Consider the following 25,187-nt stretch of genomic DNA (forward strand, 5'->3'; position numbering starts at 1 on the left):
CTCTAGGAGGTGCACCGTCTATTGGGCGTCTACGCGACGTCCGTCGTGGGCCTCGCGCATCGTGATGCCGGTCGGCGGTTCCGACCGCGCACCCGAGTACCGCCTCTCGCGGGGCGGTCGGTCGGCACGCGTCGCGGCCCCACCGGGTCGACGGCACCGAGGGGATCTGCCTGCGCGCCCCGGGCGGCGCCGGCGGAGCGGTGCTCCTCGGCGTCGCCTCCTCCCGAGCGAGGGCGGGGCCGGCGTCGATCGCGGAGACCGCCGGTGAACCGGTCCGACGGCGTTCACTCGTTCGGGCGTAGATACACCACGGAGCGTGCTCTATCGACCACAAAACGTCGACCATGGGCACACTACAGAGCCGCGCGAGGCTCCTCGGGCGCGCCGCCGGCGCGGCGGACACCCGCGCAACGACCGGGAGTCTCGTCTCGTCATCCCACCATCCCGCTCGGGTTCACCGGGATCCCCCCAGGATGCGAAAGGCCCACCGTGAAATTTCGAGTCCTGGGCTTTCTGGAGATTCGCGCCGCCGACGACCGCCTGCTCGACATTCCCCAGTCCCAGCAGCGTGCCCTGCTCAGCGTGCTGTTGCTGCACGCCAACCGCCCGGTTCCCCGGCACCGGCTCACCGATCTGATGTGGGGTCCCAACCCCCCGTCCTCCGCCGGGGGCATGCTGCGCACCTACGTCTGGCAGACCCGGGCACTGCTCGAGGACCGGACCCGACTGCGGACCCACACCAGCGGATACGTACTCCACGTCGAACCGGGCGAACTCGACCTGCACGACTTCCTGCGCCTGACCGACCTGGGCGAACGACTGCTCGACGACGACCCGCACACCGCCTCGCTGCTCCTGCGACAGGCCCTGGACCTGTGGCGGGACCCCGTCATGGGCGACCTTCCCCCCACCGCGGCGATGGAGGCCGAGGCGGTCCACCTCATGGAACGCCGGCGCCTGGCCGAACGCTCCCTGGTGGGAGCCGAACTGGCGATGGGCCGGCACCACGAGACCGTGCCCCGGCTGCGCGCCATGGTCGTGGCCGACCCGCTCGACGAACACGCCTGGGCGCAGCTGATGCTCGCGCTGTACCGCAGCGGACGCCAGGCGGACGCGCTGAACACGTACACCCGGGCCCGCACCCTCCTCGCCCGCGAGTGCGGCGTCGACCCGGGGCCCGAGCTGCGCCGCCTCCATCGACGGATCCTCGACAGGGACGGCACCCTCGCCCACCGCGCCGCGGTGCACGAGCCCGGCGACGTACACCCGCCGGACGTCCCGCCCCCGCCGTCCGGCCACGCCCGGACGGCGCGCGTCCCGCACCAACTTCCCTCCGACACAGCCGATTTCACCGGCCGCGAGGCCGAGACGGCCGATCTCGTCACGCTGCTCGGCCCGGCGGCCGCCGCGCCCCGCGTCGTCGTGGTCTGCGGCCAGCCCGGCGCGGGCAAGACGGCCCTGGCCGTACACGCCGCCCACCTGGTGCGCCACTGCTTCCCCGACGGCCAGCTGTACGTCCGCCTGGGGGCGACCTCGGAGCGCCCCAAGAGCGTCCACGAGGCGCTCGCCGAACTGTTGCGCTCCCTGGGCGCCGCCGCCGTACCCGAGTCCACCGACGAACGCGCGGCCCTGTTCCGGACCCGGCTGGCCGACCGCCGCGTCCTGATTCTCGCCGACGACGCCGACGGCACCGCGGCCTCCCGAAACCTGCTGCCCGGCACGGCCGGGTCCGCGCTGATCCTCACCAGCCGGACCCGGCTCGCCGGGCCCCCGGGCGCGGTGCTGCTCGACCTCGGACCCCTGCCCTCGGGCGAGTCCGTGCAGCTGCTGGCCCGGATGATCGGCCGGCAGCGGGTCGACGCCGACGCCGGCGCCGCCCGGCGGGTGGCCGGTGCCTGCGCGCACCTGCCCCTGGCACTGCGGATCGCCGGCATGCGGCTGAGTGCCCGCCCGAGTTGGCCGTTGAGCACCTTCGCGGAGATCATCGGCGACGACCGCGGCCGGCTCGACATGCTGGAGGCCGACGACGTGGGCATACGAGCCTGCCTGGCCCCCAGCTACGCGGCCCTGGATCCGCGCGCCCGGCGGGCGGTGCGGCTCCTGGCGCACTGTCGGCTGGACGACTTCGCCTCCTGGGTCGTCGCCGTCCTGCTCGGCGAGCCGCACGTCGACGCGGTGGTCGCCGCACTGGTCGACCGCGGATTGCTCGACCCGGTCGGCGTCGACGCGACCGGCGAGCCCCGCTACCGACTGCCGGAGCTCGTGCGGCTGTACGCCGCGGCCGGCCCGGATCCGGCCGTCGACGAGTTCGCCCCGGCGTACGACCGGCTGCTGGAGGCGTGGCTGCGTCTGGCCCGCGCCGCCGACCGCGCGCTGCCCCGCCTCCCGCAGTTGCCGGCCTGCGACGACCTCGCCGACGCACCGGCCGACCTCGTCGCGGCCGCGATCCCGGGCCGAGTCCTCGCCCGCATCACTGCGGACGCCGCAGCCTGGTTCGCCGCGGAGGACGTCAACCTGCGGCGCGTGCTCGAGCACGTGTGCACGGGCCGCCCCGACATCGCCGCCCGGCTCGCCGACCGGCGGTCCTCCTGGCAGCACCGGCACGGCCTGCTCGACGACACCGAGCGCAGCTGGCGGCGCATCGCGGAGTGCGCGGCGGCGCTGGGCCAGGCCGCCACGGAAGCCAACGCCCGACTCCGCTTGGCCTGCGTGCTCGCCGCCCGCAGACCGCACACCGCCGCACGCACGGGCCCCGACCCGTCCGGGCCGCAGGACCCGTGACGCGCGCGGCCCCGACGGGCCGACGTCAGCCCGAACTTCCCCCCGGGAGGAACAGGTCCCCGTCGACGCGGATCGCGACCGCCTTGACCCGGGTGTACTCCAGCAGTGCCGCAAACCCCTTCTCCCGGCCGAACCCCGACTGCCGGTATCCGCCGAACGGCAGCTCGACGCCGCCGGCGGCACTGTAGTTGTTGACGAAGACCTGACTCACGCGCAGCTCGCGGGCCAGCGCGTGGGCCAGGCCCACGTCGCGGGTCCACACCCCGGCGCTCAGTCCATAGGTGGTCGCATTGGCCAGGGCCACGGCCTCGGCCGCGCTGTCGAAGGCGGTCATGCACAGCACCGGTCCGAAGATCTCCCGTCGGGCGATGGCCGCGTCGGGCGGGACGTCGTCGAACAGGGTCGGCTCGACGAAGAACCCTCCGCGCAGCTGCGGTGCGTCGGGCACCCTCCCGCCGGTGACCAGGCGCGCGCAGGTGCGCCCCGCGTCGATGTGACCCAGGACGGTGGCGCGTTGGCGGGCGGAGATCAGCGGGCCGAGGTCGGGGTCGGTGGTGCCCGGCCCGATGCGCAGCGCCGTGAAAGCCCGGGCCACGGCCGCGCTCAACTGCGCGTGGACGTCGCGGTGGACCAGGACGCGGGATCCGGCCGAACAGTTCTGCCCGGCGTGCTCGGTGATGGAGGCGACGATGAGCGGCACGGCCGAGGCCGGGTCGTAGTCGGGGAAGACCAGGTGCGGGGACTTCCCGCCGAGTTCGAGGGTGACCGGGACGATGGTGCGGGCGGCCGCGATCATCACCGCCTGCCCGGTGGCCCGCGATCCGGTGAAGGCCAGGTGGTCGATGTCCGGATGGGCGGCGAGCGCCGCGCCCGCCTGCGCGCCGGTGCCTGGCACGACGTTGAGGACGCCGGGCGGGAGTCCGGCCTCGTGGGCGAGTTCGACGATCCGGACGGGGGTCAGGCAGGCGTCCTCGGCGGGTTTGAGCACGCAGGTGTTGCCCGCGGCCAGCGCGGGGGCGAGGGTGCGGGCGGTGATCTGCATCGGGTAGTTCCACGGGATGATGTGGCCGCACACGCCGTGCGGTTCGGGGAGCGTGTACGCGAGCAGGTCCGGGTGGTTGAGCAGCGTCTGCCCGAACAGCGCCTCCACGGTGCCCGCGTAGTACGCGAAGTAGCGGGCCGCGACGTCGGCGTCGGTGTACGCCTGACCGATCGGCTTGCCGGTGTCCAGGCACTCCAGTTCGGCGAGTTCGCGGCGATGGGCGTGCAGGATCGCGGCGACGGCCCGGCAGGCGGACGCCCGCTCGGCTGCGGTGGTGCGCCGCCAGACCCCCTCGTAGGCGGTGCGCGCAGCGGTCACCGCGTGGTCCACCTCGGCCGGGCCGCAGCGGCTCACCCGGGCGCAGGGCAGGCCGGTCGAGGGGTCGAGGCTCACCAGGGTGTCCCGCGTGGTGATGCGCAGGCCGTCGACGAACGCCCCCACCACCGGCAGGTCGCCCGTGGTCACGGCGCGTCCGGTCGCACGCCGGCCGCGGTGCCCGACGTCGGCCCGTGGTCGAGAGACAGGGCGAGGATCCGCGACAGGTGTGTGCGCTCCACGTTGCGCGGGCAGCAGGCGAGCAGCCGTTCCTGGCGGACCGCGCCGTCGGTGAGCGCGGGGATGTCGCGGGTGGTGTAGCCGAAGTCGGCCAGTCCGCGCGGCCCGCCGGTGTCGGCCACGATGTCCAGGAGAGTCTGCGGCAGCAAGTCGGCGCCGTTGCGCACGGTGCTGCCGGCGAGGTTCGCGCCGAGGAGTTCGGCCGCCCGCAGGTGCCGTTCGGGGGACGTGGGGTAGGTGAAGGCGAACGCGGCGGGAGCGGTGACGACCACGGATTCCCCGTGCGGGACCAGGGCGTGGTCGACGGGATAGTCCCGGGGTCGATAGTCGGCGACCAGGCCCGCGATCGGATAGCCGCAGGCGTGCGGGATGTGCGTGCCGGCGTTCCCGAAGCCCATGCCCGCGAACAGCGCGGCCCGGCTCATCCCCTCCCGCGCGTCGATGTCGTACGGGTTGAGGACGGCTCGGCGGAAGTAGCGCCCGAGCAGGACCAGGGCCTGCTCCGACCACACGTCGCTGATCGGGTTGGATCCGATGTAGATCGGGCGCTCCTCGGGCGAGGCGTACGGCGGCCGCCGGTCGTAGGGGCGGGCGGTGTACGACTCGCAGGCGTGGGTGAGGACGTCATACCCCGAGGACGCCGTCACCCCGGGCGGCATCGTCACGGTGTTCCATGGGTCGACGACTGCGGCCGAGGGCCGCAGCCACAGGTCGGATATGCCGGTCTTGACGTGCTCGCCGACGACGCCCAGGGCCACCATGGCGGTGCACTCGCTGCCGCTGCCGGCTGTCGTCGGCACGGTCACCAGGGGCTTGAGCGGTCCGGGGATCGCCATGCCGGCGCCGATCGGCCGGTTCAGATAGCTGCGCACTCCGTGCTTCGGGTGACTCCGCAGCAGGTTGATCATCTTCGCGGTGTCCATCGAACTGCCGCCGCCCACACCGACGTAGCTGTCGAAGACGTGGTCGCCGAGCGATGCCGCCGCGGCCTCGCAGCCCAGATCGGTCGGCTCGATCTCGGCCGCGTCGAAGACGGTGACCTCCACGCCCTCGCGCTCGATCAGATCCTTGACGCGCTGCGGCAGGCCCAGGGCCGCGAGGTGGGGATCGGTGACGATCAGGGTCGATCGGGCGCCGAGCCGGGTGAGTTCGTGGCCGATCTCCTCGGTGGCGCCCAGCCCGAAACGGACGGGGGGCGCCTGCCAGGTGATCACGGTCTCGTGTGTGCGCGCGTGCCTGTCGGTTGTCATCTACGCCTCCCGTGGTGACCGTCTCTTCCCGAAAGCGGGGGACAAGCCCGTCCTCCTGTCCTCGACCTCCCCCCGTCATGCCTGGGACGTACCCCGAACGGGCCGGGTATCCGGACCCGTCGGGATATGTCCGCGTCGGGTGCGCGCCGTGCGCTCAGCCGTCGAGTTCCGCCATCCGGTGCGCGGGGTAGCGATCGCCCGCCGCCCGTTCCGGCGAGATCGCCTCCCCCACCACGGTCGCCTCCTGCGGGGTGAGGCGAAACCCGGTCGCCGCGATGTTCTCCCTGAGGCAGCGCGACCGCTTCGTTCCGGGAATGGGGACGACGTCCTCGCCCCGCGACAGCAGCCAGGCCAGGGCGAGCTGTGCGGGGGAGACGCCCCGGGCCCGCGCGAGACGCCGCAACGGCTCGACGAGCGCGAGGTTGGCGGTGAAGTTCTCCGCCTGGAAGCGTGGGCTGGAGCGGCGGTAGTCGCCTTCGGCGAACGCGTCGGCCGAGGTCAGCGTCCCGGTGAGGAACCCCCGGCCCAGCGGGCTGTAGGCGACGAAGCCGATGCCCAGCTCGCGCAGCGTCGCCAACAACCCGCCCTCCACGTCGCGGGTCCACAGCGAGTACTCGCTCTGCACCGCGGCCACCGGGTGCGTCGCATGCGCCCGACGGACGGTGGCCGCGGACGCCTCGGACAGGCCGATGTGCCCGACCTTCCCGGCCGCGACCAGCTCGCCGAGCGCGCCGACGGTCTCCTCGACGGGAACCGCCGGGTCGACCCGATGGAGCTGGAACAGGTCGATGCGGTCGACCCCGAGCCTGCGCAACGACGCGTCGCAGCACGCCTTGGCGTACCCGGGGCTGCCGTCCACCCCGAGCCAGGTGTTCCCCGGCCCGCGCCGCAACCCGAACTTGGTGGCGATCACGACCTGTTCGCGCCGGCCCGCGACGGCCCTGCCGAGGAGTTCCTCGCCGGTGTGCGGCCCGTACACGTCCGCCGTGTCCAACAGCGTCACGCCCAGGTCGATCGCCTCCCGGATGGTGCGCACCGCCGTGTCCGGCGCGGTGGACCCGTAGAAATCGGTCATGCCCATGCACCCGAGCCCCAGGGCCGACACCTCCAGGGACCCCAGGCGCCGGGTCGGCAGCGGCTGCGTCATGAACCGGCGCACACCTCCTCCAGCACCTTGGCGAAGGTCTCCATGCCCTGGTCGACCTGGGAGAGCGTGGTGCTCGCGGGGGGCACGAAGCGCAACACGCTGCCACCGCGGCGCATACTGAAGATGAGCCCGGCCTCGAAGCAGCGCCGACCGATCTCGTTGCCCTCGTCGTACGCGGGCTCCTTGCTGTCGCGATCGCGCACGAGCTCGATCCCGATGAGCATGCCGCGACCGCGGATGTCGCCGATGAGGTCGAACTTCTCGCCGAGCGCGGTCAGATGCTCGCGCAGCCGTCGGCCCAGCGCGCGGGCCTTGGCGGGGACGTCCTCCTCGACGACGATGTCGATGCTGGCGATGCCGGCCGCGCACGGCAGCGGGTCGTTGCTGTGCGAGCGGGTGACGGTGAGCCCGGCGTCGACGACCTTGGCCTCGATCTCGTCGGTCGTGGTGACCGAGCTGAGGTCGACGCCGCCGCCCAGGTGCTTGGCGAGGGTGACGATGTCGGGCACGACCTCGGTGCCGTCCTCGTCGATGAAGCCGAACATCGTGCCGAGCTTGCCCAGGCCGGTCTGTTCGTCGTCGACCACCAGGAGCATGCCCCGCTCGTGGCACAGGTCCCGCAACCGGGCCAGCCAGCCCTGGGGCGGGTCGATGACCCCGCCTGCGCTGAACAGCGGTTCGGTGATCACGGCGGCGGGTTGGCCGGTGGACTGGGCGTCGACGAGCTCGAAGCTCGCGTCCAGGCAGGCGAATCCGCACGAGGGGAACGACTTGGCCAGTGGGCACCGGTAGCAGTAGGGGGCCAGGATCGCGTGGGCGTCGCCGCTCTGCGGGTCGTGGCTGCGGCGCCAGCCCGCGAAGGTGAGCGAGCGGGTGCCCGCGGACAGGCCGTGATAGCTCACGTGCGGGCTGAAGACCTCGCGGCCGCCGGTGTAGATCCGGGCGAGCAGCAGGGCCAGTTCGTTGGCGTCCGCCCCGGACGCGCCGAATAGGCTGCGGGTGAGCGGATCGGGAAGCAACTCGCCCAGCCGGGCGGCCAGTTCGATTTCCTTGACGTTGAAGTGGCTGCTGTGCGCGTGCAGCATCGTCGCGCACGCCTCCTGGATGGCGGCCAGGATGCGCGGATGGTTGTGGCCCAGCGCGGCGCACATCTGCCCCGAGTTGAAGTCCAGGTAGTCGTTGCCGTGCAGATCCGTGACGACGGAGCCGCGCGCGGACGCGAACACCGGCCCGGAGAAGGCGCTCGTGTCGATCCGACCGCGGAAGCTGTAGCGCTGCGCGGCGGCCAGCAGCTCGCGTTCGCGTCGATCGACAGCGGCGGCGGCGTCTTCGGTGGGCACTGCCGGGTACTCAACTGTGGTCATCACAAATCCTTGTCGTGATCGGGCCGAGCAGGGCTTCGCACGTCTCGGCCAATGCGCGCACATGCGTGGAAAACAGCGTCCAGTGATCGCCCGGCACTTCGACGGCGCGCAGCGTCCCCGCGTCGAGGTACGGCTGCCAACCGTAGGCGGCCGGTCCGATCGGCGCCCCGGCGTCGCCGGCCGCGCCGCCCCGGGTGCCCTCGCGGGTCCACACGAGCGTCATGTCCCCGGCGTACGGCGGCGGTACGAAGCTCGACAGGGCCTCGGCGTTCTCCGTATAGATCGCGGCGAACCGACGCACCTGGCCCGGGGTCGGACCCTTGCCCGCGCCGCCCGCGCGTCGGCAGATCTCCTCGGCGGCGGCGTCCAGGTCCGCGTAGGGCGCGCTGACCGGCGGGTCGAGGCCCAAGGCGCGGGCGACGAACTCCACCGTGCGCGCCCGGATCGCCGCCGGGTCGGGCGGCCGGAGATCACAGTCGAGCAGCAGGACGTGCTCGACCCGCTCGCCGTCGGCGACCAGGCGTGCGGCCATCTCCAGGGCCACGGCACCGCCTATCGAGTAGCCGCCGAGCAGGTACGGGCCGTGCGGCTGGACGCGCCTCATGTGGCGCAGGTACCGGGTGGCCATGTCGGCCACCGTGCGGTCGCCGCGCGCCTCGTCGTTGCGGCCGACCGACTCGAATCCGTACAGCTCGACGAGGTGGTCCAGGCGCCGGGCGAGCCGGCCGAACACCAGCACGTGCCCGCCCATCCCGTGCACGCAGAACAGTGCCGGACGCCCGCCGGCCGGGGCGAACCGCACCAGGGTGTGTTCGGCGGCGTCCTCAGGGCTTCGGGTCGCGATCCACCGCGCCATGTGCCGCACCGTCGGGAAGTCGGCGGCGCCGCGCCGGGGCAGGCGCACGCCCAACTCGGCCTCGACACAGGCGATCAGCTCGGCGGCGAGGAGCGAGTCGCCGCCGAGGTCGAAGAAGTCGTCGTTCATGCCGACCGGGACGCCGAACACGCGCGTCCACAGATCGCCCAGGGTCTTCTCCAGGCCGGTGCGCGGCTCCCGCGCCGACGAGTGGGCCGCCCGCATCGTCGGGTCCTCCGTATCGGCCCTCATCCTCGGGCCGTCCCGCGCCGGGGTTCCGCCACCCGGGCGACCTCGTCGAGGCCGCCGCCCAGGTAGGAGTCCTTCGCGGCGCTCCTGCGGATCTTGCCGGCACTGGTCTTGGGGACAGTGCGCCTGCGGACCAGGACGACCTCGGCCAGGCGCAGCCCGCAGTCGCGCGCCACCGCCCGCAGCGCCGCGCCGGCGACCGCCTCGGCGTCGTCGGGCGCACCGTCGTACTCGGCCACCACGACCGGACACGAACCGTCGCCCCGCCCGGCGTCCGACCCCTCGAAGGCGTCGAAGGCGGCCACGCAACCGGGCCTGATCCGCGGATCCGCGGACCACACGGCCTCCTCGACGTCCTGGGGATAGTGGTTTTGCCCGTGCACGATCAGGACGTCCTTGATGCGCCCGGTGACGTACACCTCCCCGTCGCGCAGCAACCCCAGATCACCGGTCCGCAGGTACGGGCCGGCCTCGGGGGCGTCGGCCGGGCGGGCCCCGAAGGTTGCGGTCGTCGCCTCCGGGCGCGCCCAGTACCCTGCCGCCACGCCGGGCCCGCGTACCCAGATTTCGCCCTCGGCGCCCTCGGGGCGGGTGCGCAGGGTGTCGGGCGCGACGATGCGCACCTCGGTGTCCGCGACGGCCCGGCCGACCCCGACGCACTCGCCGGACGGCGGACCCGCGTGGGTCGGGGTCACGGTCCGAAGGCCGACGCCCGGGTCGGGGCCGGACACCATGAGGGTCGCCTCGGCGAGACCGTAGCCCGGCGCGATCCGCCCGGCGCCGAATCCGGCCGCGGCGAACCGCTTCGCGAAGCGTTCGACGGTCGCGCGCCGCACCGGCTCGGCGCCGTTGACGGCGAGCCGCCACGCGGACAGGTCCAGCGCCGCGACGTGTTCGTCGGTGCTCTTGCGCACGCACAGGTCGTACGCGAAGTTGGGCGCGGCGCTGAAGGTGCCGGCGAAGCGGGACAGGTTCGCCGGCCAGGTCGCCGGGTCGACCATGAACTCGAACGGCGAGGACAGGACCACGTCGATGCCCGTGCAGACGGGCAACAGGACGCCCAGGATCAGGCCCATGTCGTGATAGGGCGGCAGCCACGAGACCTGCCGGTCCTGCGGCGTCAGCCGGAAGCGGTCGCGCATCGCCGCCATGTTGGCGGTCAGGCCGGCGTGGGTGACCACCACTCCGCGCGGGTCCCCGGTGGATCCGGAGGTGTACTGGAGGAAGGCGATGTCGCCGTCCGCCGCCGAGCGGTCCCGACCGTCGGCGACACGGTCGTCGACGGTGTCGGTGGCCAGGCCCGGCACGGCGCGCCCGTCGGGGTGCACCACCTTGGCCCGGTAATCCGCCAGGTGCCGGGCGGTCGTCGCGAACACCGCGGGCCGCGCGTCGCGCACGATCGCGGCCACCCGGGCGGCGCCCGCCGGGGTGTCGGGCGGGTTCGCCGGGACCGCCACCACGCCCGCGTACAGGCAGCCGAAGAACGCCGCGACGTACTCGGGGCCGGGCGGGTGCAGCAACAGCACCCGCTCGCCGGGGGCCACCCGATCGCGCAATGCGGCGGCCAGCGCCGAGGCCCGCGCGTCGAGTGCGCCGGCGGTGACCGTGGCGGTGTTCCCGGGCGCGTCCGGGTCGCGCGAGTCCGCCACGAAGCGGAAGGCGCGCGCCTGCGGGTTCTGCTGCGCCCGGTTGCGGAGCAGCGCGGTCGGCCCGGCGGCCACCGGCCGGGGGATCGAACCGATCGACATGTCGTGTGCAGTCCGTTCTTGTGTGCGTGCGAGCGGGGGATGGAAGGGTCACCGTCGCCGGAGCCGGGGTCGCGCCGTGGGGGCGAGTCCGACCAGGGCGGCGTGGAAGACGTCGGTCGCCGCCCGGAGTACGGCCTCGCGCCAGCCCGGGTCGTCCGGGTAGAACGCCGCGCTCATGCGCCGCCCGACGTCGGTCGCCAGGGCGGGCCGGTCGTCGGGGTGCTGCCACAGCCAGTTGTCGGCGCGCAGCGCCGTGAGCACCTCGAAGCCGGCGATCGTGCCCATCTCCAGGGTGATCGCGGTCAGCAGCGGACCCTCCCCGAGCACTTCCGCCACCAGGCTCGCGGTGTTGCCGACGATCGGGGTCGAACTGGACGTTCCCGCCGCGGAGTCCGTCAAGCCGGGGCCGTACCAGGCGCGGGCGCGCGCCGGGGCGTGCGGGTCGCGGCCGCCCCGGAAGATCGGTTCCACGCGGGCCCACGCGCCGAGGCCGGTGTGCAGGTCGATGTAGGCCACGGCCTCGGCGCCGGCGGTGTACGCGGCGACCGCGGTCCGCAGCACTTCGTGCGACCACACCGGTGCGGTGCCACCGTAGAAGAGTCCGTCCGGGTGGGTCCACTGCCCCTGGGTGACGGTCTGTTGGAGGGCTCTGCCGCCGTGCGCGGCGGCGAAGTCGGCCAGCCGGGCGTCCGCCTCGCGGTGGCTCGGCCCCTCCCAGTCGTCGGGGACCAGCGCCGCGTGGAGGTCTCGGTAGCGCTCGTTGGCCGGCGGCCCGTCATGGTCGACGAAGTTGCGGTTGAGGTCGACGTTGTCCTCGTTGACCCGGCGGCGGTGCGCGAAGCCGAAGGGGTTGAGGGCGTGCACGGCGACGAAGGCGACATCGGGGGTGTCGTAGGGGAACCCGTGTGCGACGAGGGCGGATTGCACGGCGGACCCCGCGTAGCCTTCGATGCCGTGGGTGCCGCTGACGCACAGGATCACCCTGCGCGCGTCCGCCGGCCCGAACCGGACCACGTCGGTGTACAGCTCCTCGCCGCCGGGGCCCGTTCCGCGATCGTTGCGGAACGCGCGGGGGGTGGCGCCGCGCGCCTTCGCCCGGGTGCGGAAGGTGTGCCGCGCCGCCGGGTAGTCGTCCGCGAAGCAGTCAGCGAGGGGCGAGGCGGTCACCGCGGCTCCTGCGGTGTCGCCGGGCCCGCGCGAAACGCGCTCAGCAGCGCGGCCGCCGCCTCCACCGTCCCGACGTCGAAGACGCACAGGACGCGGTCGCCGGGCCGGGTGTTGCGCGCGAAGTGGTCGTTGATCTCGGCGTCGCGGCACAGCGGCCGGTGCGGGTAGAGGTCCGCCGGCACACCGGCGCCCGAGATCACCCCGCTCTTGGGGTCGAACGGGTATCCGGGGGCCATCACCGCGGCGATCCGCTCGGCCGTCTGCATGCGCTCCGGGTCCTGGGGCCCGCCCCGGCAGTCGGGATACAGGGAGGTGCCGGGGATCCTGGTGAAGGCCCGCATGCCGCACAGGACCACCGGGTTGTACGTCTTGAGCGCGATCAGCCGCGGCAGGCCGGCGGGGTCGCCGCCGTGGCCCAGTGCGGCGAAGTGGGCGCCCCAGCCGGCGCGGAAGACGAACCCGTGGCGCATCTGCTCGGCGACGAACTGCGTGGTCACGTTGAGCAGCGTGGCGCCGGTGGCCAGTCGCTCCGTCCGGGAACACAGCACGCCGACTGCGGCACCGCTGGCGCGCTCGACCGCGACGGTGATCAGGTCGGCGGAGCGGAACATGTCGCGCCGCAGGGTGAACAGTTCCCGCATCCGCAGGCCGGGCAGCGCATCGACGAGGCCGTCGACCAGCCACTCCTCCCGCTCCGCGGTCAGCTCTCCCGGTGGCCTCAGGTGCACCGCCTCCACGGCCGGTCGGCCTGCTGTGATCGTCGCCATCGCGTCGCGCCGTCCCTCTGTCGCCGGCCCGCTCATGCGTCGACGGGTACGGGTACGGGTACGGGTGTGGGCAGGTCCAGGCGCTGCTGCGGGTCGACGGTGAGGCGGTAGATCTCCAGGAAGTACAGCTGCCAGAGTTGGTAGACGTCCCTGAGGTGGACCAGGGTGCGGGCCTCGCTCTCGGGGGTGGTGACCAACGTGGCCAGGACGTCCCAGACGAAGTCGTCGTGCTCGTCGTTCAGATCGGTGCCCACGTGCGCGCGCTGGCCCTTGATCTTGTCCTTGCCGAGGGTCTTCTCCAGGTTGTCCAGCCAGTCCGGCTGGGTGCGGGTCGTGGTGTACTCGACGAAGTAGACGCTGGCGACCAGGGCGAGCGGGCTGTCCTCGTACTCCAGGCCGTATTGGAGATAGCCGGTCAGCAGCTTCGTCGACAGCAGCGGTTCGGTGGAGTAGATCTCCTGCTTGCTCACGCCGACCTTCTCCAGGTCGGCTGCGAACAGGACGTCGTGCAGCATCTCGTCCTCGGTGTAGTGCGCCCACTTCTTGGCCGTGGCCGGGTCGGTCTTGGTCCAGTGGCGCAGCGCGAGCGCGTCGATGGTGCGCTTGCGGCGCAGTCGCAGGATCGTCTCGATGTTGTGCCGCTTGTAGTAGGCGAGGTTGATCTCCTTCGACTCCAACTGGTGCCGGGCGAAGGGGATGTTCTCGTAGAAGTCCTTGATGCACAGGTCGAGGTAGGCGTCCACCCGGGACCGGAAGGTGGTGTTCTTCGTGGTCATCGCGGTCTCTCCTCGCTGTCCGGGTGCGTATCCGTGCGCCTGCGCGTGTGTGCCGGGTGCGTACGACCGGCGGCCGTCAGTGGCAGCCGCATCCTGCGGTCCTGGTCCGTCTGATGCGCCGCGCTGCGCCGTCGGCGCCCAGCAGGACCTCGCCCGTGCCGTCGACGACGGCCGCTCCCGGGCACAGGAACGTGAGCGCGAAGCGGGTGAACGGCGTCAGGCCCAGGCCCAGGTGCACCACCCCGTTGCGGGCCCCGTACACCTCGTTGAGGCCGCAGTTCGCCGGGACGATGTCCATGTCGGTGTTGATGCCGAAGCCGAGTTCCCACACCGGGCGGTAGCGCTCGTCGGCGGCCAGGAGCGCGTCCAGGGCTGCGGCGGCGCTTGCGCCGGCGGGGTGGTTCGTCCCTGGGCGGCAGGCGGTGATCACCCCGGCGGTGACGGTCAGCACGACGGGGTGTCGGCTCAGCGGGAGCAGGCGGTCGAACAGGGCGGCCTGCTCGTCGGCCAGGCTCGGGTCGTAGCCGGCGTGCACGATCGGCCAGCCACGCAGGGTGAGTTCGCCGTCGAGGGCCAGGCGCCGGGCGGCGTCGAAGCCGGTGATGGCCATCGGCAGGATGCCCACCTCGCCGCCGGGGACGATCTGCTGCTCGCCGGGCTCCAGGAAGCCGGCCTGGAGGTTGAACTCCAGGTCCGGGTCGTCCAGCGCGAGCGCGCACGAGGTGCCCTGCGCGCCGTCGACGATGCACACGGTGTCCGCCTGTTCCAGGGCCGTGAAGAAGCGGTCGGCCCGTGCGGCCTGCGCGGCCGGATCGGTGCGTTCCATCACGGACAGGAAGTAGCGGATGTGCTCCGTGCGCACGGGCGTCGATCCGCAGGGCATGACGGCAACCCGGCGCCGGCCGACTACCGCCGGGTCGGGGGAGGCGACGAACGCACCCGGGAGTACGACCAGGACGTCGGCCGCCTCCGGCGTCCCGGATGTCAGCACGTCCTCGAGGGTGTCGGTCGGGCCGAGAGCGACGACGACGGCCTCGTCGTAGCCGTGCGGACCCTCGATGACGAAGTCGTCCGCCGATTCGGTGCCGGTGACCAGGCAGAAGACGCCTTTGGGGTCGGCGAACTGCGGGCACGCCGCCGGGCGTACGACCAGAGGGGGCTCCACGCGGTTTCCTCCCGGCTCGGACTCGGAGTGCTGACTGTGCAGGCCTCGAAGCGCGGTGTCGGCTGCTACAGGCCGGATGTGCGACGACGGATGAACGGGTGGGCCGAACGTCGGCCGGCCCACCCGCCTGCTGTCGCCAGCGCCTCGGTCAGCCCAGAAGGGTGCCCAGGTAGTTGCTGTTCTTCTTGACCTTGATCTTCTTGACCACGACCTTCTTGGCGGTCTGCTGCTCCACGGCGGCTCCTCCTCCCCGACGGCTCGGACGGCTCCTCCCTCACCGGGAGATCCCTGGGGCGGCCCTACGCCGGATCCGGTGCCGCTACCGCGACACGGTCCGTGCGATAACCGCCGTCGACACCCAGGACGCGGGTCCCGGCATCGGTGTAGACCGTGGTGCCGGGGGCGATGATGTCGAGGTGGTACTGCGTGTACGGGGTCAGGCCCAGGCCCCAGTGCAGACAACCTTCCGTGCCCCCGTACACCTCGTTCATCGCGTGGTTGCCCGGGAGCAGGTCCAGGCTCGTGTTGAGCGCGTGGCCGATCTCCCACACGATGCGGTAGCGCGAGTCGACCGCGAACATCGCGTTGAGCATGTCCACCACGGGGGCGGCACCGGGTGTGTCGGCGCGCAGGTCGGTGATGGCCCCGTCCTCGACGCGGGCGACGACGGCGTGCTCGCCCATCGGGGTCAGCCGGGCGTGGACGCGGGCCTGGTCCCGGCGGGTGTACGACGGGGTGCCGTTGTGCAGGATCGGGTATCCGCTCAGGACGATCTCGCCCTCCAGGGGCAGCCGCATGTCCTCGTGGAACTCGGTGATCTCCACGGGCAGCACGCTGACTTCGCCGGACGGCACAATCTGCTGCTCGCCCCAGTCCAGGGGCCCGGCCTGCTGATTCCACTCCAGACCGTCCTCGAGATGGCGCAGGATCGCCCGGGTGCCGCGCCGGTCGTCGCGGTACACCAGGTACTCGGCCTGCTCCAGGCGGTCGAAGAAGATGTCGGAGAACGTGCCCTGTTCCGTTGCGGAGGTGCGCTCCATGACGCCGAGGAAGTGCCGCACGGTCTCCAGCGAGGTGGGCGTGGAGTTGCACGCCATCGCCATGAGCTTGCGCCGGGGCCCGAGATCCTCGGGACGCGGCGAAGCGAAGAAGGTGCCCGGGGAGATCGCCAGCACGTGAGCGGGTTCGGGCACCCGCTCGCGCAGGACGTCCTCGAACCGCTCGCCCTCGCCCATCGGGACGGTCAGATAGTCCCGGTAGGCGCCGCTCCTGACGATCTCGACTCGGCCCATCAGCTCGGGGTTGGTCACCAGACAGAACACCGCCCCCTGCGGGGCACCGAACTGTTGCAGCCGATCGGGATCAACCGTGATGATCGAATCCATCCGCGATTTTCCTCCTAGCCGATCGCTCACCGCCGATGGCATGAAACGTAGGCACAGCGGGGTCTACGGAGCGTCTACCGGACATCCACCACACGGAGTCCCGGGGGCCGGCCGGGTCTGCGGCGATTGCCAACCGGGCAGCACACAGGGCATGTTCGCTACGTCGTGCCCCGACCCGAGCGCCGAGCGGCCGGAGCGAACGAGAGGAACCGAGTGGACCAGACGCACCCCTCGCCCCGGGAAGCCGTGGTGCTACGCGGCGCCTCGGCCGTGTGGGCCGCCCTGCCGATCACCGGGCGGATCGAGCTGTTGCTGGCCACGCGTCCGCGGCTCGTCGCCGCGGCGGACCGGTGGGTCCGGAAGTCCTGCCAGGCCAAGGGCATCGATCCCGACACCCCGGCGGCCGGAGAGGAGTGGTTCACCGGCCCCTACCCGCTGCTGCGCTACATCGACGCGCTGACCCGGACCCTCACGGCGGCCCGCGACGGGCGCGATCCGCTCCGGGGCACGCGCTTCACCGCCCGACCCGGCGACCGAACCGCCGTGCGCGTACTGCCGTTCGACCGCTACGACCGACTGCTCCTGAACGGCTTCCGAGGCGAGGTGTGGCTCGCCCCCGGCGTGGACGAGGCCGCCGCCCGCGCGAGCGCGGGCCGACCCGTCGATACGGACCCGGGCGTCTGCCTGGTCCTGGGCGCGGGAAACATCAACTCCATCGCACCCCTCGACGTACTTCACCAGCTCTACGCGGTCGACCGAGTCGTCCTGCTGAAGCTCAATCCGGTCAACGACTATCTCGCCCCGGTCCTGGAGGAGGTCTTCGCGCCGTTCGTCGCCCGAGGCTTCCTCCGCATCACGACGGGCGGCGCCGAGACCGGGGCCGCGTTGGTAGACGACGACGCCGTCACCGCCGTGCACGTCACCGGCAGCGCCGCCACCCACGACGCGATCGTCTTCGGCCCGGGACCCGCAGGGGCCGAACGCAAGACACGGGGCCGCCCCCTACTCCACAAGCCGGTCACCAGCGAACTCGGCGGCGTGGGGCCCACGATCGTCCTCCCCGGACCCTGGACCCGCGCGGACGTGCGCTACCAGGCACGGCACCTCGCGGCCCAGAAACTGAACAACAACGGCTTCAACTGCGCGGCCACCCAGGTTGCCGTCCTGCCCGAACACTGGAACGCCCGCGAGGACTTCCTCGACGCCCTGCGCGACGCTCTGCGATCCGCGCCCGCCCGCGTCGCCTACTACCCCGGGGCAGCCGAACGCCGGGCGCGGGCAGCCGCCGGCCACCCGGGCGCCGAACTCCTGGACGACGCCGAAGTCCCGCGCACCCTCCTGACCGCGATCGCCTCCGACACGGACGCCGACGCCTTCCGCACCGAGTTCTTCGCACCCGTACTCGCCGTCACCACGCTTCCCGGCCGGACCCCGCAGGAATTCCTGTGCCACGCGGTCGAGTTCTGCAACTCCGCCCTGGCAGGCACCCTCGGCGCGAACCTCGTCGCCCACCCGCGCACCCTGCGCGACCTCGGCCCCCGACTGGAGGAGGCGATCGCCGAACTCCGCTACGGGACCGTGGGCGTCAACTGCTGGACGGCACTGGGCTACGTCCTGCCCTACGCGGTGTGGGGCGCCCACCCCGGCCACACCCCGACCGCCGTCGGCAGCGGCATCGGCTCCGTCCACAACGCGCTGCTGCTCCCCCATGCGGAGCGCACCGTGATCACCGGACCCTTCCGCCCGTTTCCCCGCTCGGTTCTGACCGGGCAGTGGTCGCTGTCGCCCGTGCCGCCGTGGTTCGTCCACAACCGCACCGCCCACACCACCGGCCGGCTGCTCCTGGCCTTCGCCGCCCGCCCCACCCTCCGCGGCCTCAACGCCGTGCTGACCTCGGCCCTCCGCGGCTGAGGGGGCACGGCAGTTCACGAGGTCTCCGACGGGAGCCTGTGTCTTGCCCGCCACGGCCCTTGACGCCGTCGACCCGGGGCGCAGATGCCCGCGCAGTCGCTCGCGGATGAGGCCAGTCCGCTCGACGCCTCGAACTCCTCGCCCCGATTCGCGAGGGCCGTCCGCAACTGTGCGACGCAGGACGGGCTCGGTGAGGTCGGGCCGTCCACGTTCCAGCGTCGAGCCGATCAAGTTCGAACTGAGCGGGATGGCCGTAGCGGTCCTGGACGAGCAGGTCCGAATCCCGGGGACGGCCAGGACCAGGACCGGCCCGCGCCCCGGATCGTTCAGCAACTCGCGCAGGCCCGTGGCGATCCGCTGCCCGACACCCGCGGGTTCGAGGTAGGTCTGGGCCTCGGTGAGCCAGACCACCGTCCGCGGTCCCACTCGCGACAGGTCGGTTGCCGCGGCCTCGGCCGGGCTCGGATGCAGGGGATGCCACAACCGCCACTCGTCCGGCACCTCCATCAGGTCCGAAGATGCTACCTATCCGATCGGTCTGGTGAAGATCGGGCAGTTCGGTATGGGAGACGGACAGAGCAAAGACGTCGCCGCTTCGACGGAGGCCCCCCGCGAGCGTGGCCGCGACCGAGGCGTACAACTCGAACTCGCGATCCGCCTGGGCGACGGCCGTGCGCGCAGGCCACGCTGTACGAGGAACTCGCCGCAGTGGAGACCCGTTGGCCGACGAACTCCGCGACACCGCGGGCCGCTACCGCACCATCGCCCACGACATCGCGGGCGGCCGGGCACCGAGATCTACGCCGGTCTGGGCGAGGACCGGTCCATCACCGACCACGGAAACGAGACGGCATGACCACCGACGAAGACCGCGCGGCCGGCGACGAGTGCAGTGAACGGCTCGCGGCCGTACGCGCGATCCTCAACCCGCCCCGCCTGTTCGAGACCACCGGCGACCTCGCCCGCGTTTCGGCCCAGCTCCCGGCCGACACCCCGCTGTGGGCCGACGAGATCACCCGCAGCGAACCCGGCTCCGAGGACGACTGGGCCTTGGTCGTTACCGCCGACACCACCGTCATGTGGTCCCCGGTCGGCCCGGAGGACGCACCGCAGCGCCTGGCCGACCCCGAGCCCACCGTGGTGATCGGCGCCCGCTACGTCCACCGGGCCAACCTCGCCGGCCCGTTGACGAGCGTTCCCCCGCGGCCGAGCAACTGGTGATCGAGGCACAACGGTTGCAGTACACCGCCGCCCGACTTCGCGAACTCGCTCCCCAGGCCGCACACGACGGCCACGGCGACGAGGACGGCCGGGCCTGACCCCCAACCACGCGCGACCCGCCGAATGCTCGGCGCGGCCGCGCGGCGGGCCGTCGGTCGACCACCCGTGCCGAGGACCGCTACGCGGCACAGCCGCAGTGGGCACACTCCCGAACGCCCGCGAACCTCCGGTCGGCGTCCGCGACGTCGCGCCCGGTGATCGACGCGGCGGCATCGAGCGAAGGCGTCAACGGCTGCGGTGGTTCGGCCGGTCGCCGGGGCGGAAGGCCCGTCACCGCGTAATTGTCGACCACGAACGCGTACCCGCCGGGATCGCGCACCTGGTCCGATTGCACGCGTGTCCGCTCCTCCCAGCGCCGCACCTTGGGAGCCCACGTCTTCTCGGCCTCCTCGGCACCGGTGTGCAGCGCGCGGCCGATGCGCTCCCACGGGGTCCCACGAACCCGCTCCGCGACGATGCCGGAACGCCGTTGCCGGTGTGCGACGTTCGCCCGATCGTTGCTGGAACTGCGCTTGCCTCGACCGGTGCTCGCCGCGAACGCCTCCATCCCGAGGCATCAGCCGAGGAAGAGATGGCTGAGCGCATTCTCAACCGGCGGTGGGGCGGAATCGGCAACTGGATGTCCTGAAGCCGGCGGGGGCAGGAGGAGCGCGGGAGGGGCCCTGCTTCACGTGCCACCGGCCAATTCGGCGGTCATTGGCCGTTGGCGGTCGGGCGCGCAGGCAGCTTTGCCTCGATCCACTTCACCAGATCGGAAAGCGGATACTTCGCCGAGGCCGAGACCGCCGATACTCCGGCCGACACCGTCGAGGTTGCGTTCACGGGGAAGTACAGGGCGGACTCCCTGGACGTCGGCTGACCCACCCGGTAGATCTCCCTGCCCTTGACCGTCATCGTCGTGAGGTCCTCGTTTCCGGCCCGCCGGGACGCCTCGGCCATGCTCTTCGCGTCGGGGGAGGAGTCGTTCGGACCGGGGTTGTCCCAAACGGTGAGCTTCAACGTGTCGATCACATCCTTCTCGCCGATCCCGATGAGGACGCTCGTCGAAGTGAACGTGCACGAGCGCCGTCGCCGGCCGTCCTCGTCGTGCGTGAACACCTCCAATCGCAACTCGTCCAGTTCCTTGCCGGTGAGTAGGGCGCACGGGTCGAGCGCGGCGACGTTCGGCGGCCTCTCGGCCTTCGCGTCGGAACAGCCCGCGAGTAACAGTGCGTCAGCCGCCACCGCGCCGGATACCCGCCATCCGGCCGTCCGGCGCGAGGACGCGGGTGGGGGAGACGCCCACCGTTGTGGTTCGGACAGAGGTTCCTTCGGTACGTCGGGTGCTTCCGCGCGCGCTTCATACGGGGTGCCGCGACGTGATCCATCCGTGGAAGCCATGCGGTCGTTCCCCTCCCGGTCATCGGTGTCTCGACGGCGCTGGGGCCGGCCCGAGGGTCGGACGACACGGCCTTGGAGACGCCCGCCCCGCATGGTGACGACTCCGCACGTCCGGCCCGGCTCCTCGGCCCCGATCCAGCGCGCAGGAAGGCTAGCGAGGATCCGGGGGCGTGCCCAGATCCCCGACACCCCGACGTTCCCCAACACCGCCATTTCTGGCGCGAGTTGGGGTGCCGTCAACGAACGGCCGGCCAACCGACAGGCGCATGGTCATGCGAGGCGCGTGACCTGCCTTGAGCCTGGTTCCTGGGGCGTGCTCGACTACGCTGCGGTCTGCTTTGAGCACATGGGCCGCCGCGATGAGGGACCGACCATGGACGCTGCACGTGCACGCGCTGTCATCGACCGCACGCTGTACCCGTCGGAGGCCGTATTGGCTTTCGGTACGGCAATCGACACGAACTCGCTCACCCTGAAGCTCCCCGGTAGCAGCGACAAGTGCTGGATAGCGGTCACCGAGTTCCGCTACGTCGAGGTGCATGAGGCATCCGGGCACGTTCACATCTACGAAGACCACATCCGCCGCCTCACGATGGAAAACCAGGCCCTGCGGGCAAAACTTGAACGCAGCAGCGGAGTCACCGTGCTCACCCCTCGAACAGAAGACGCAGACTTCGACAGACCCCAGGCCCAACTGATCGTTTCAGAAAGAGAATCGGAACTTCCGAAGGCACGTGCTGCCGGCCCCGACCGAGCGGGAACAGGTGGCCGAGCCTGTCTCCGTTTCGAATGGCAAGGCGTTTTGTGACGTGCGGCCACTTTATGACCCTGTTCGTACTGGAAGACCCCGGGCCGCACGTCGTCTTGCCTTACAGGGCGCAGTAGCTGCGGTTCGAGGTCGGCGGGCATGTGGTGCTCGCAGCGAAGGTCTGGCACCCGGGCGCGCGGGGGAACGGCGCCCTGGAGCGGGCACTGCTGGAGGGAGGCCGGGTCGGGCGCTGATTCCGGCCAAGTTCGGTGAAGTGCGCCGCTGTTGTGATCAGACTGTGTAGCTTTTCGAGCGATCCGGAAGGCGTCATGCGCCTATGGCCAGGCGCTCCAGGTCCTGGCGGCCATGCCGGCAGCTTCCTCATTTCCTTCGCAGACAGGAATCGTGATGAGCACCCCGAGCACCGGAACACCTGCCACCACGCCGGCGACGACGCCGGCGAGCGCGCCGGCCCCGGCGAGTACGTCGCCCAAGTTCGAAGTGGACAAGGCGATGCTCGACGGTCCGACGCCGACGGATCTGCTTCCGACCACCGGCAACTACCCGACGGAGATCGTCCGGTACCGCTCGGTGGTGCTCACCGACATCCCCGGGGCGAAACCGGCGCGCAAGCTGACCGGCGCCATCGACCTCGGTGAGGAGAACCTGCCGTTCTACGACCGCCCGGCCGAGGGCATGATCGTCACCACGGAGCAGAGCTGGTCGGCGCAGGGCGTCACGCTCGGCCGGCTGCTGCACAGCCTCGCGCTCGCGCCCGGTGAGAGCACCAAGGTCGCGGTCGTCGACTGGCAGCGCACCACCAGGGCCACCGGCACCGAGACGGCGTCCGAGGACGAGGCGCTGGCCGGCACCACCGACCAGAACCGGTCGATCAGCGAGGTCGCGAACGCCATCGCCCGCGAGGAGCAGGACGGCAGCTCCCTGGGGTTCCAGTCCAGCCAGTCGTCCAGCTCAGGCGGCAGCGTCGGCGTCGCACTCTTCGGCATCGGCGCCGGCGGCAACTGGAGCAAGTCGTCGAACACGGGCATCGCGACGTCGGTGTCGCGCTCCACGGGCGTGAAGTCGGTCGCGACCGAGGCGACGCAGCGGATCAGCGCGCGGACCCAACAGCTGGCGACCGCAGTCCGCAGCCGGAACATGACGGTCGTGCGCGAGACGACGCAGACGGAGAAGGACCAGGTCCTCACCCGGGTCGTCACCAACTACAACCACATGCACGCGATGTCGGTGCAGTACTACGAGGTCGTTCAGGTCTACTCCGTCACGACCAAGCCGACCAAGCTCGAACGCTGCCTGTTCATCCCGCTGCAGGAACTCACCTTCACCCACACCAGCCTCCAGCGGTACAAGGAGGTACTCGCGTCGGTGGCACCGGTCGACTGGGCGGCGAAGATCCGCGCGGCGAACCCGTTCGACACCGCCGTGCGCAGGCTCGACGCGTGCGCGGCACCGGAGGTGCCGACCAGGCAGGACTTCGAGGGGATGGAGCTGGCCGACATCGCCGCTTCGACGATGGGCGTGTACGGGGTGCGCAAGGCCGACGGCGCCCCGGTCCGGTTCGACCCGGCGACGCAGCGGTGGAACGCGCTGCCCACCACGGGGCTGGGCGGGGGCCTGTCCCGCATCGCACCGGGCAAGAACACCGTCTGGGCACTACGAGCCACCGACCACATGGTCGTCCAGTTCGACGGGACGACCTGGCGAACCGACCCGACCGCCTGGGGGCTGCGCATCGCCTGCGGCACGGACGACACGGTCTCCACCGTCGGTACCGACAACAGAATTTATCAGCGTGGCCAGAACGGATGGACGGGCCTGGGCATCACGGCCGACGACATCGCGGTCACCGGCAAGGACAAGCTGTGGTACTCCCGGCAAGGGGTCGTCTACGAGCGCAGCGGCACCGGCTGGACGCAGCGGAACGCAACGGGCGTGCAGCGCCTGTCCGCCACGTCCGACGGCGCGCTCTGGGCCGTCGTCCAGCCCCAGTCCAGCACCGAAACCATGCCCCTCCTGCTGGAGTCCGGCGCGACGACCATGGTCCGCCCCACGGCCGACGGCCTCCAGAGCGTCACCGGCCTGGCACAGATCGCCTCAGCCGCCGCCGCCGACTACTGGGTGCTGATGAACAACGGGACAATACGCCGGATCCTGGGACGAGAGACACCCGTAGCCTTCGACGACCAGCCGAAGGAAGACTCCTCCTACGCGTCCAGAATCGACGTCTGGTCCGACGACACCGCAATCCGCGGCATCCAGATCATCTTCCCCAGCCACACCTTCGGCTGCGGCGACATCGCCGCAGCCGGCACACAGCAGGCGACCTACACCTTCGGCGCCGCCGACAAGCTGATCTCCTACGACGCCTGGTCCGGCAAAACCGCCCGCGGCAGCCTCGCCGGGCTGCGCCTGAAGATGACCTCGGGCGTGGCCAACTTCGGCGTCGCCGCGACCACCACCGTCGCACCCGACCTGTCCGAGGACGCCGGGGGCGCCTCGGCCATCTGCGGGCTGTTCGGCTCGACGGTGAAGTCCGGCAGCCGCACCTACGTCGCGTCGCTCGGCTTCCACGTGCGGGGCGGGAACGTGCCCCAGGCGGTCCTGGACCACCTGAACGACAACCGTCGGCACTACAGCCAGGCCGTGTGGGCCAACGCAGACGAGCTGACGCTCAGCCGCATCCTCGCCAACTACTCCTACGCCCCGGCGGGTTCGACCGCCGCGCCGGTCCCTCTCGGTTCCCTGCTGGACCCGAAGCCGGTCGCGGCCACCGGCAACTACCTCGGCTTCCGCTGGAACTTCGCCGGCGAGGAGGAACGACAGGAGTGGACCGACTCCCGCAAGACGAGCGACAACACGTTCGGAGCACCGGTGACCAACACGATCGCCATCGCCACCAACGGCGTCTTCGCCGAGGCCGTCCTCGGCCGGTCCAACTCGGCCGAGAAGATCGACCTCACCCGCTTCTGGAACTGGAAGGACTCGCCCCTCCAGATCACACCGGCCGACATCGCCCCAGTGTCCACTGCCTCACGCGCGCAGAACCTCGACACCACGGCGGCCGGCATGGGCGCCTCCCAGGCGAAGTTCGCGCCGACGGTGGTGATGCCCGACCCGGTCGGCCTCCAGACGGCGCAGGCCATCGCCACCGCGAACCTGTTCCGCGACATGAGCGGCCTCAATGCCATGAGCCAGGTACTCAGCAAGGGCATCGAAGCCGCCGCCACCAACGACAAGGAAGCCGGCGTACGCGCCCAGGAAGCCCTGAAGACCGCCACCGAACACCTCCAGAAGATGGCCCAGATCGCGGTCGACGCGGCCGGCAAGGCGGCACCGGCCCTGACCGGCGGAGGCGGCAACCTCAGCGCCCTCGGCGGGATGCTCAACCAGGGCGGCAAGACCGACACGCCCAAGCCCACCCCCGCGCCCGCGTCCGGGTCCGCCCCCGCGTCCGGTGGGGATTCCGGCGCGAAGGCCTGACCACCGCGCCGTGGGGGGGGGGGGCCCCCCCCCCCCCCCCCCCCCCCCCCACCCCGCCCCCCCCCCGCGCCCACCCCCCCCCCCCCCCCAAAATAACGCCAACCACATTAAAAG

18 protein-coding genes are annotated in these 25,187 nt (G+C 71.8%); 5 read left to right on the forward strand and 13 right to left on the reverse strand.

Annotation, left to right across the window (positions count from 1 at the left end):
• Positions 1 to 489: 489 nt before the first annotated feature.
• Positions 490 to 2,781 carry a BTAD domain-containing putative transcriptional regulator gene (locus ACFZBU_RS36495; protein ID WP_391588033.1) on the forward strand — a complete coding sequence of 764 codons (2,292 nt, stop codon included), beginning with the start codon at positions 490 to 492 and terminating at the stop codon, positions 2,779 to 2,781.
• Between the two features lie 25 nt (positions 2,782 to 2,806).
• Here ACFZBU_RS36495 and ACFZBU_RS36500 read toward each other — a convergent pair whose 3' ends face one another.
• The 11 genes from ACFZBU_RS36500 to ACFZBU_RS36550 form a co-directional block, all read right to left on the reverse strand.
• Complete coding sequence (locus ACFZBU_RS36500) at positions 2,807 to 4,288, reverse strand: aldehyde dehydrogenase family protein (protein ID WP_391588034.1); 1,482 nt, start codon at positions 4,286 to 4,288, stop codon at positions 2,807 to 2,809.
• Entirely contained in the window at positions 4,285 to 5,628 is a 1,344-nt protein-coding gene (locus tag ACFZBU_RS36505) for a hydroxyacid-oxoacid transhydrogenase (protein WP_391588035.1), read from the reverse strand. Before ACFZBU_RS36505 ends, ACFZBU_RS36500 begins: the two co-directional genes overlap by 4 nt.
• Positions 5,629 to 5,782: 154 nt before the next feature.
• The gene (locus ACFZBU_RS36510) at positions 5,783 to 6,775 is read right to left on the reverse strand and encodes an aldo/keto reductase (protein WP_391588036.1); all 993 of its coding nucleotides are present in this window, start codon (positions 6,773 to 6,775) and stop codon (positions 5,783 to 5,785) included.
• A complete protein-coding gene (locus ACFZBU_RS36515; protein WP_391588037.1) occupies positions 6,772 to 8,139 on the reverse strand; it encodes an aspartate aminotransferase family protein in 1,368 nt (455 codons plus the stop codon). The genes ACFZBU_RS36510 and ACFZBU_RS36515 overlap by 4 nt, the downstream gene beginning before the upstream one ends.
• Positions 8,126 to 9,247: a thioesterase domain-containing protein gene (locus tag ACFZBU_RS36520; protein ID WP_391588038.1), complete on the reverse strand. Its 1,122-nt coding sequence runs from the start codon at positions 9,245 to 9,247 to the stop codon at positions 8,126 to 8,128. The genes ACFZBU_RS36515 and ACFZBU_RS36520 overlap by 14 nt, the downstream gene beginning before the upstream one ends.
• Complete coding sequence (locus tag ACFZBU_RS36525; protein ID WP_391588039.1) at positions 9,244 to 10,992, reverse strand: fatty acyl-AMP ligase; 1,749 nt, start codon at positions 10,990 to 10,992, stop codon at positions 9,244 to 9,246. Before ACFZBU_RS36525 ends, ACFZBU_RS36520 begins: the two co-directional genes overlap by 4 nt.
• A gap of 48 nt (positions 10,993 to 11,040) precedes the next feature.
• The gene (locus ACFZBU_RS36530) at positions 11,041 to 12,159 is read right to left on the reverse strand and encodes a M14 family metallopeptidase (RefSeq protein WP_391588040.1); all 1,119 of its coding nucleotides are present in this window, start codon (positions 12,157 to 12,159) and stop codon (positions 11,041 to 11,043) included.
• A complete protein-coding gene (locus ACFZBU_RS36535) occupies positions 12,156 to 12,926 on the reverse strand; it encodes a hypothetical protein (RefSeq protein WP_391588041.1) in 771 nt (256 codons plus the stop codon). The genes ACFZBU_RS36530 and ACFZBU_RS36535 overlap by 4 nt, the downstream gene beginning before the upstream one ends.
• A 32-nt stretch (positions 12,927 to 12,958) precedes the next feature.
• Positions 12,959 to 13,702: a hypothetical protein gene (locus ACFZBU_RS36540; RefSeq protein ID WP_391588042.1), complete on the reverse strand. Its 744-nt coding sequence runs from the start codon at positions 13,700 to 13,702 to the stop codon at positions 12,959 to 12,961.
• Between the two features lie 76 nt (positions 13,703 to 13,778).
• Positions 13,779 to 14,867, reverse strand: a complete 1,089-nt coding sequence (locus ACFZBU_RS36545) for a hypothetical protein (RefSeq protein WP_391588043.1) — start codon at positions 14,865 to 14,867, stop codon at positions 13,779 to 13,781.
• A 299-nt stretch (positions 14,868 to 15,166) separates the two neighbouring features.
• A complete protein-coding gene (locus tag ACFZBU_RS36550; protein WP_391588044.1) occupies positions 15,167 to 16,252 on the reverse strand; it encodes a hypothetical protein in 1,086 nt (361 codons plus the stop codon).
• Positions 16,253 to 16,465: 213 nt separating this feature from the next.
• Here ACFZBU_RS36550 and ACFZBU_RS36555 point away from each other — a divergent pair, with 213 nt between their 5' ends.
• Together ACFZBU_RS36555 and ACFZBU_RS36560 are read left to right on the forward strand one after the other, a co-directional pair.
• On the forward strand, positions 16,466 to 18,163 hold the full coding sequence (locus ACFZBU_RS36555) for an aldehyde dehydrogenase family protein (protein WP_391588045.1): 1,698 nt from the start codon (positions 16,466 to 16,468) through the stop codon (positions 18,161 to 18,163).
• 852 nt (positions 18,164 to 19,015) lie between these two features.
• Positions 19,016 to 19,384: a hypothetical protein gene (locus ACFZBU_RS36560; RefSeq protein ID WP_391588046.1), complete on the forward strand. Its 369-nt coding sequence runs from the start codon at positions 19,016 to 19,018 to the stop codon at positions 19,382 to 19,384.
• A 178-nt stretch (positions 19,385 to 19,562) separates the two neighbouring features.
• On the opposite strand, the gene ACFZBU_RS36565 is transcribed toward ACFZBU_RS36560, so the two are convergent.
• Entirely contained in the window at positions 19,563 to 19,991 is a 429-nt protein-coding gene (locus ACFZBU_RS36565) for a hypothetical protein (RefSeq protein WP_391588047.1), read from the reverse strand.
• 146 nt (positions 19,992 to 20,137) lie between these two features.
• Positions 20,138 to 20,668, reverse strand: a complete 531-nt coding sequence (locus tag ACFZBU_RS36570; protein ID WP_391588048.1) for a hypothetical protein — start codon at positions 20,666 to 20,668, stop codon at positions 20,138 to 20,140.
• Positions 20,669 to 21,137: 469 nt separating this feature from the next.
• Between ACFZBU_RS36570 and ACFZBU_RS36575 the strand changes: the two genes are divergently transcribed.
• Positions 21,138 to 21,632, forward strand: a complete 495-nt coding sequence (locus ACFZBU_RS36575) for a hypothetical protein (RefSeq protein ID WP_391588049.1) — start codon at positions 21,138 to 21,140, stop codon at positions 21,630 to 21,632.
• A 348-nt stretch (positions 21,633 to 21,980) separates the two neighbouring features.
• Complete coding sequence (locus tag ACFZBU_RS36580; RefSeq protein ID WP_391588050.1) at positions 21,981 to 25,073, forward strand: hypothetical protein; 3,093 nt, start codon at positions 21,981 to 21,983, stop codon at positions 25,071 to 25,073.
• Positions 25,074 to 25,187 lie beyond the last annotated feature (114 nt).

The organism is Embleya sp. NPDC008237 (assembly GCF_042956465.1).
Taxonomy (GTDB): Bacteria; Actinomycetota; Actinomycetes; order Streptomycetales; family Streptomycetaceae; genus Embleya.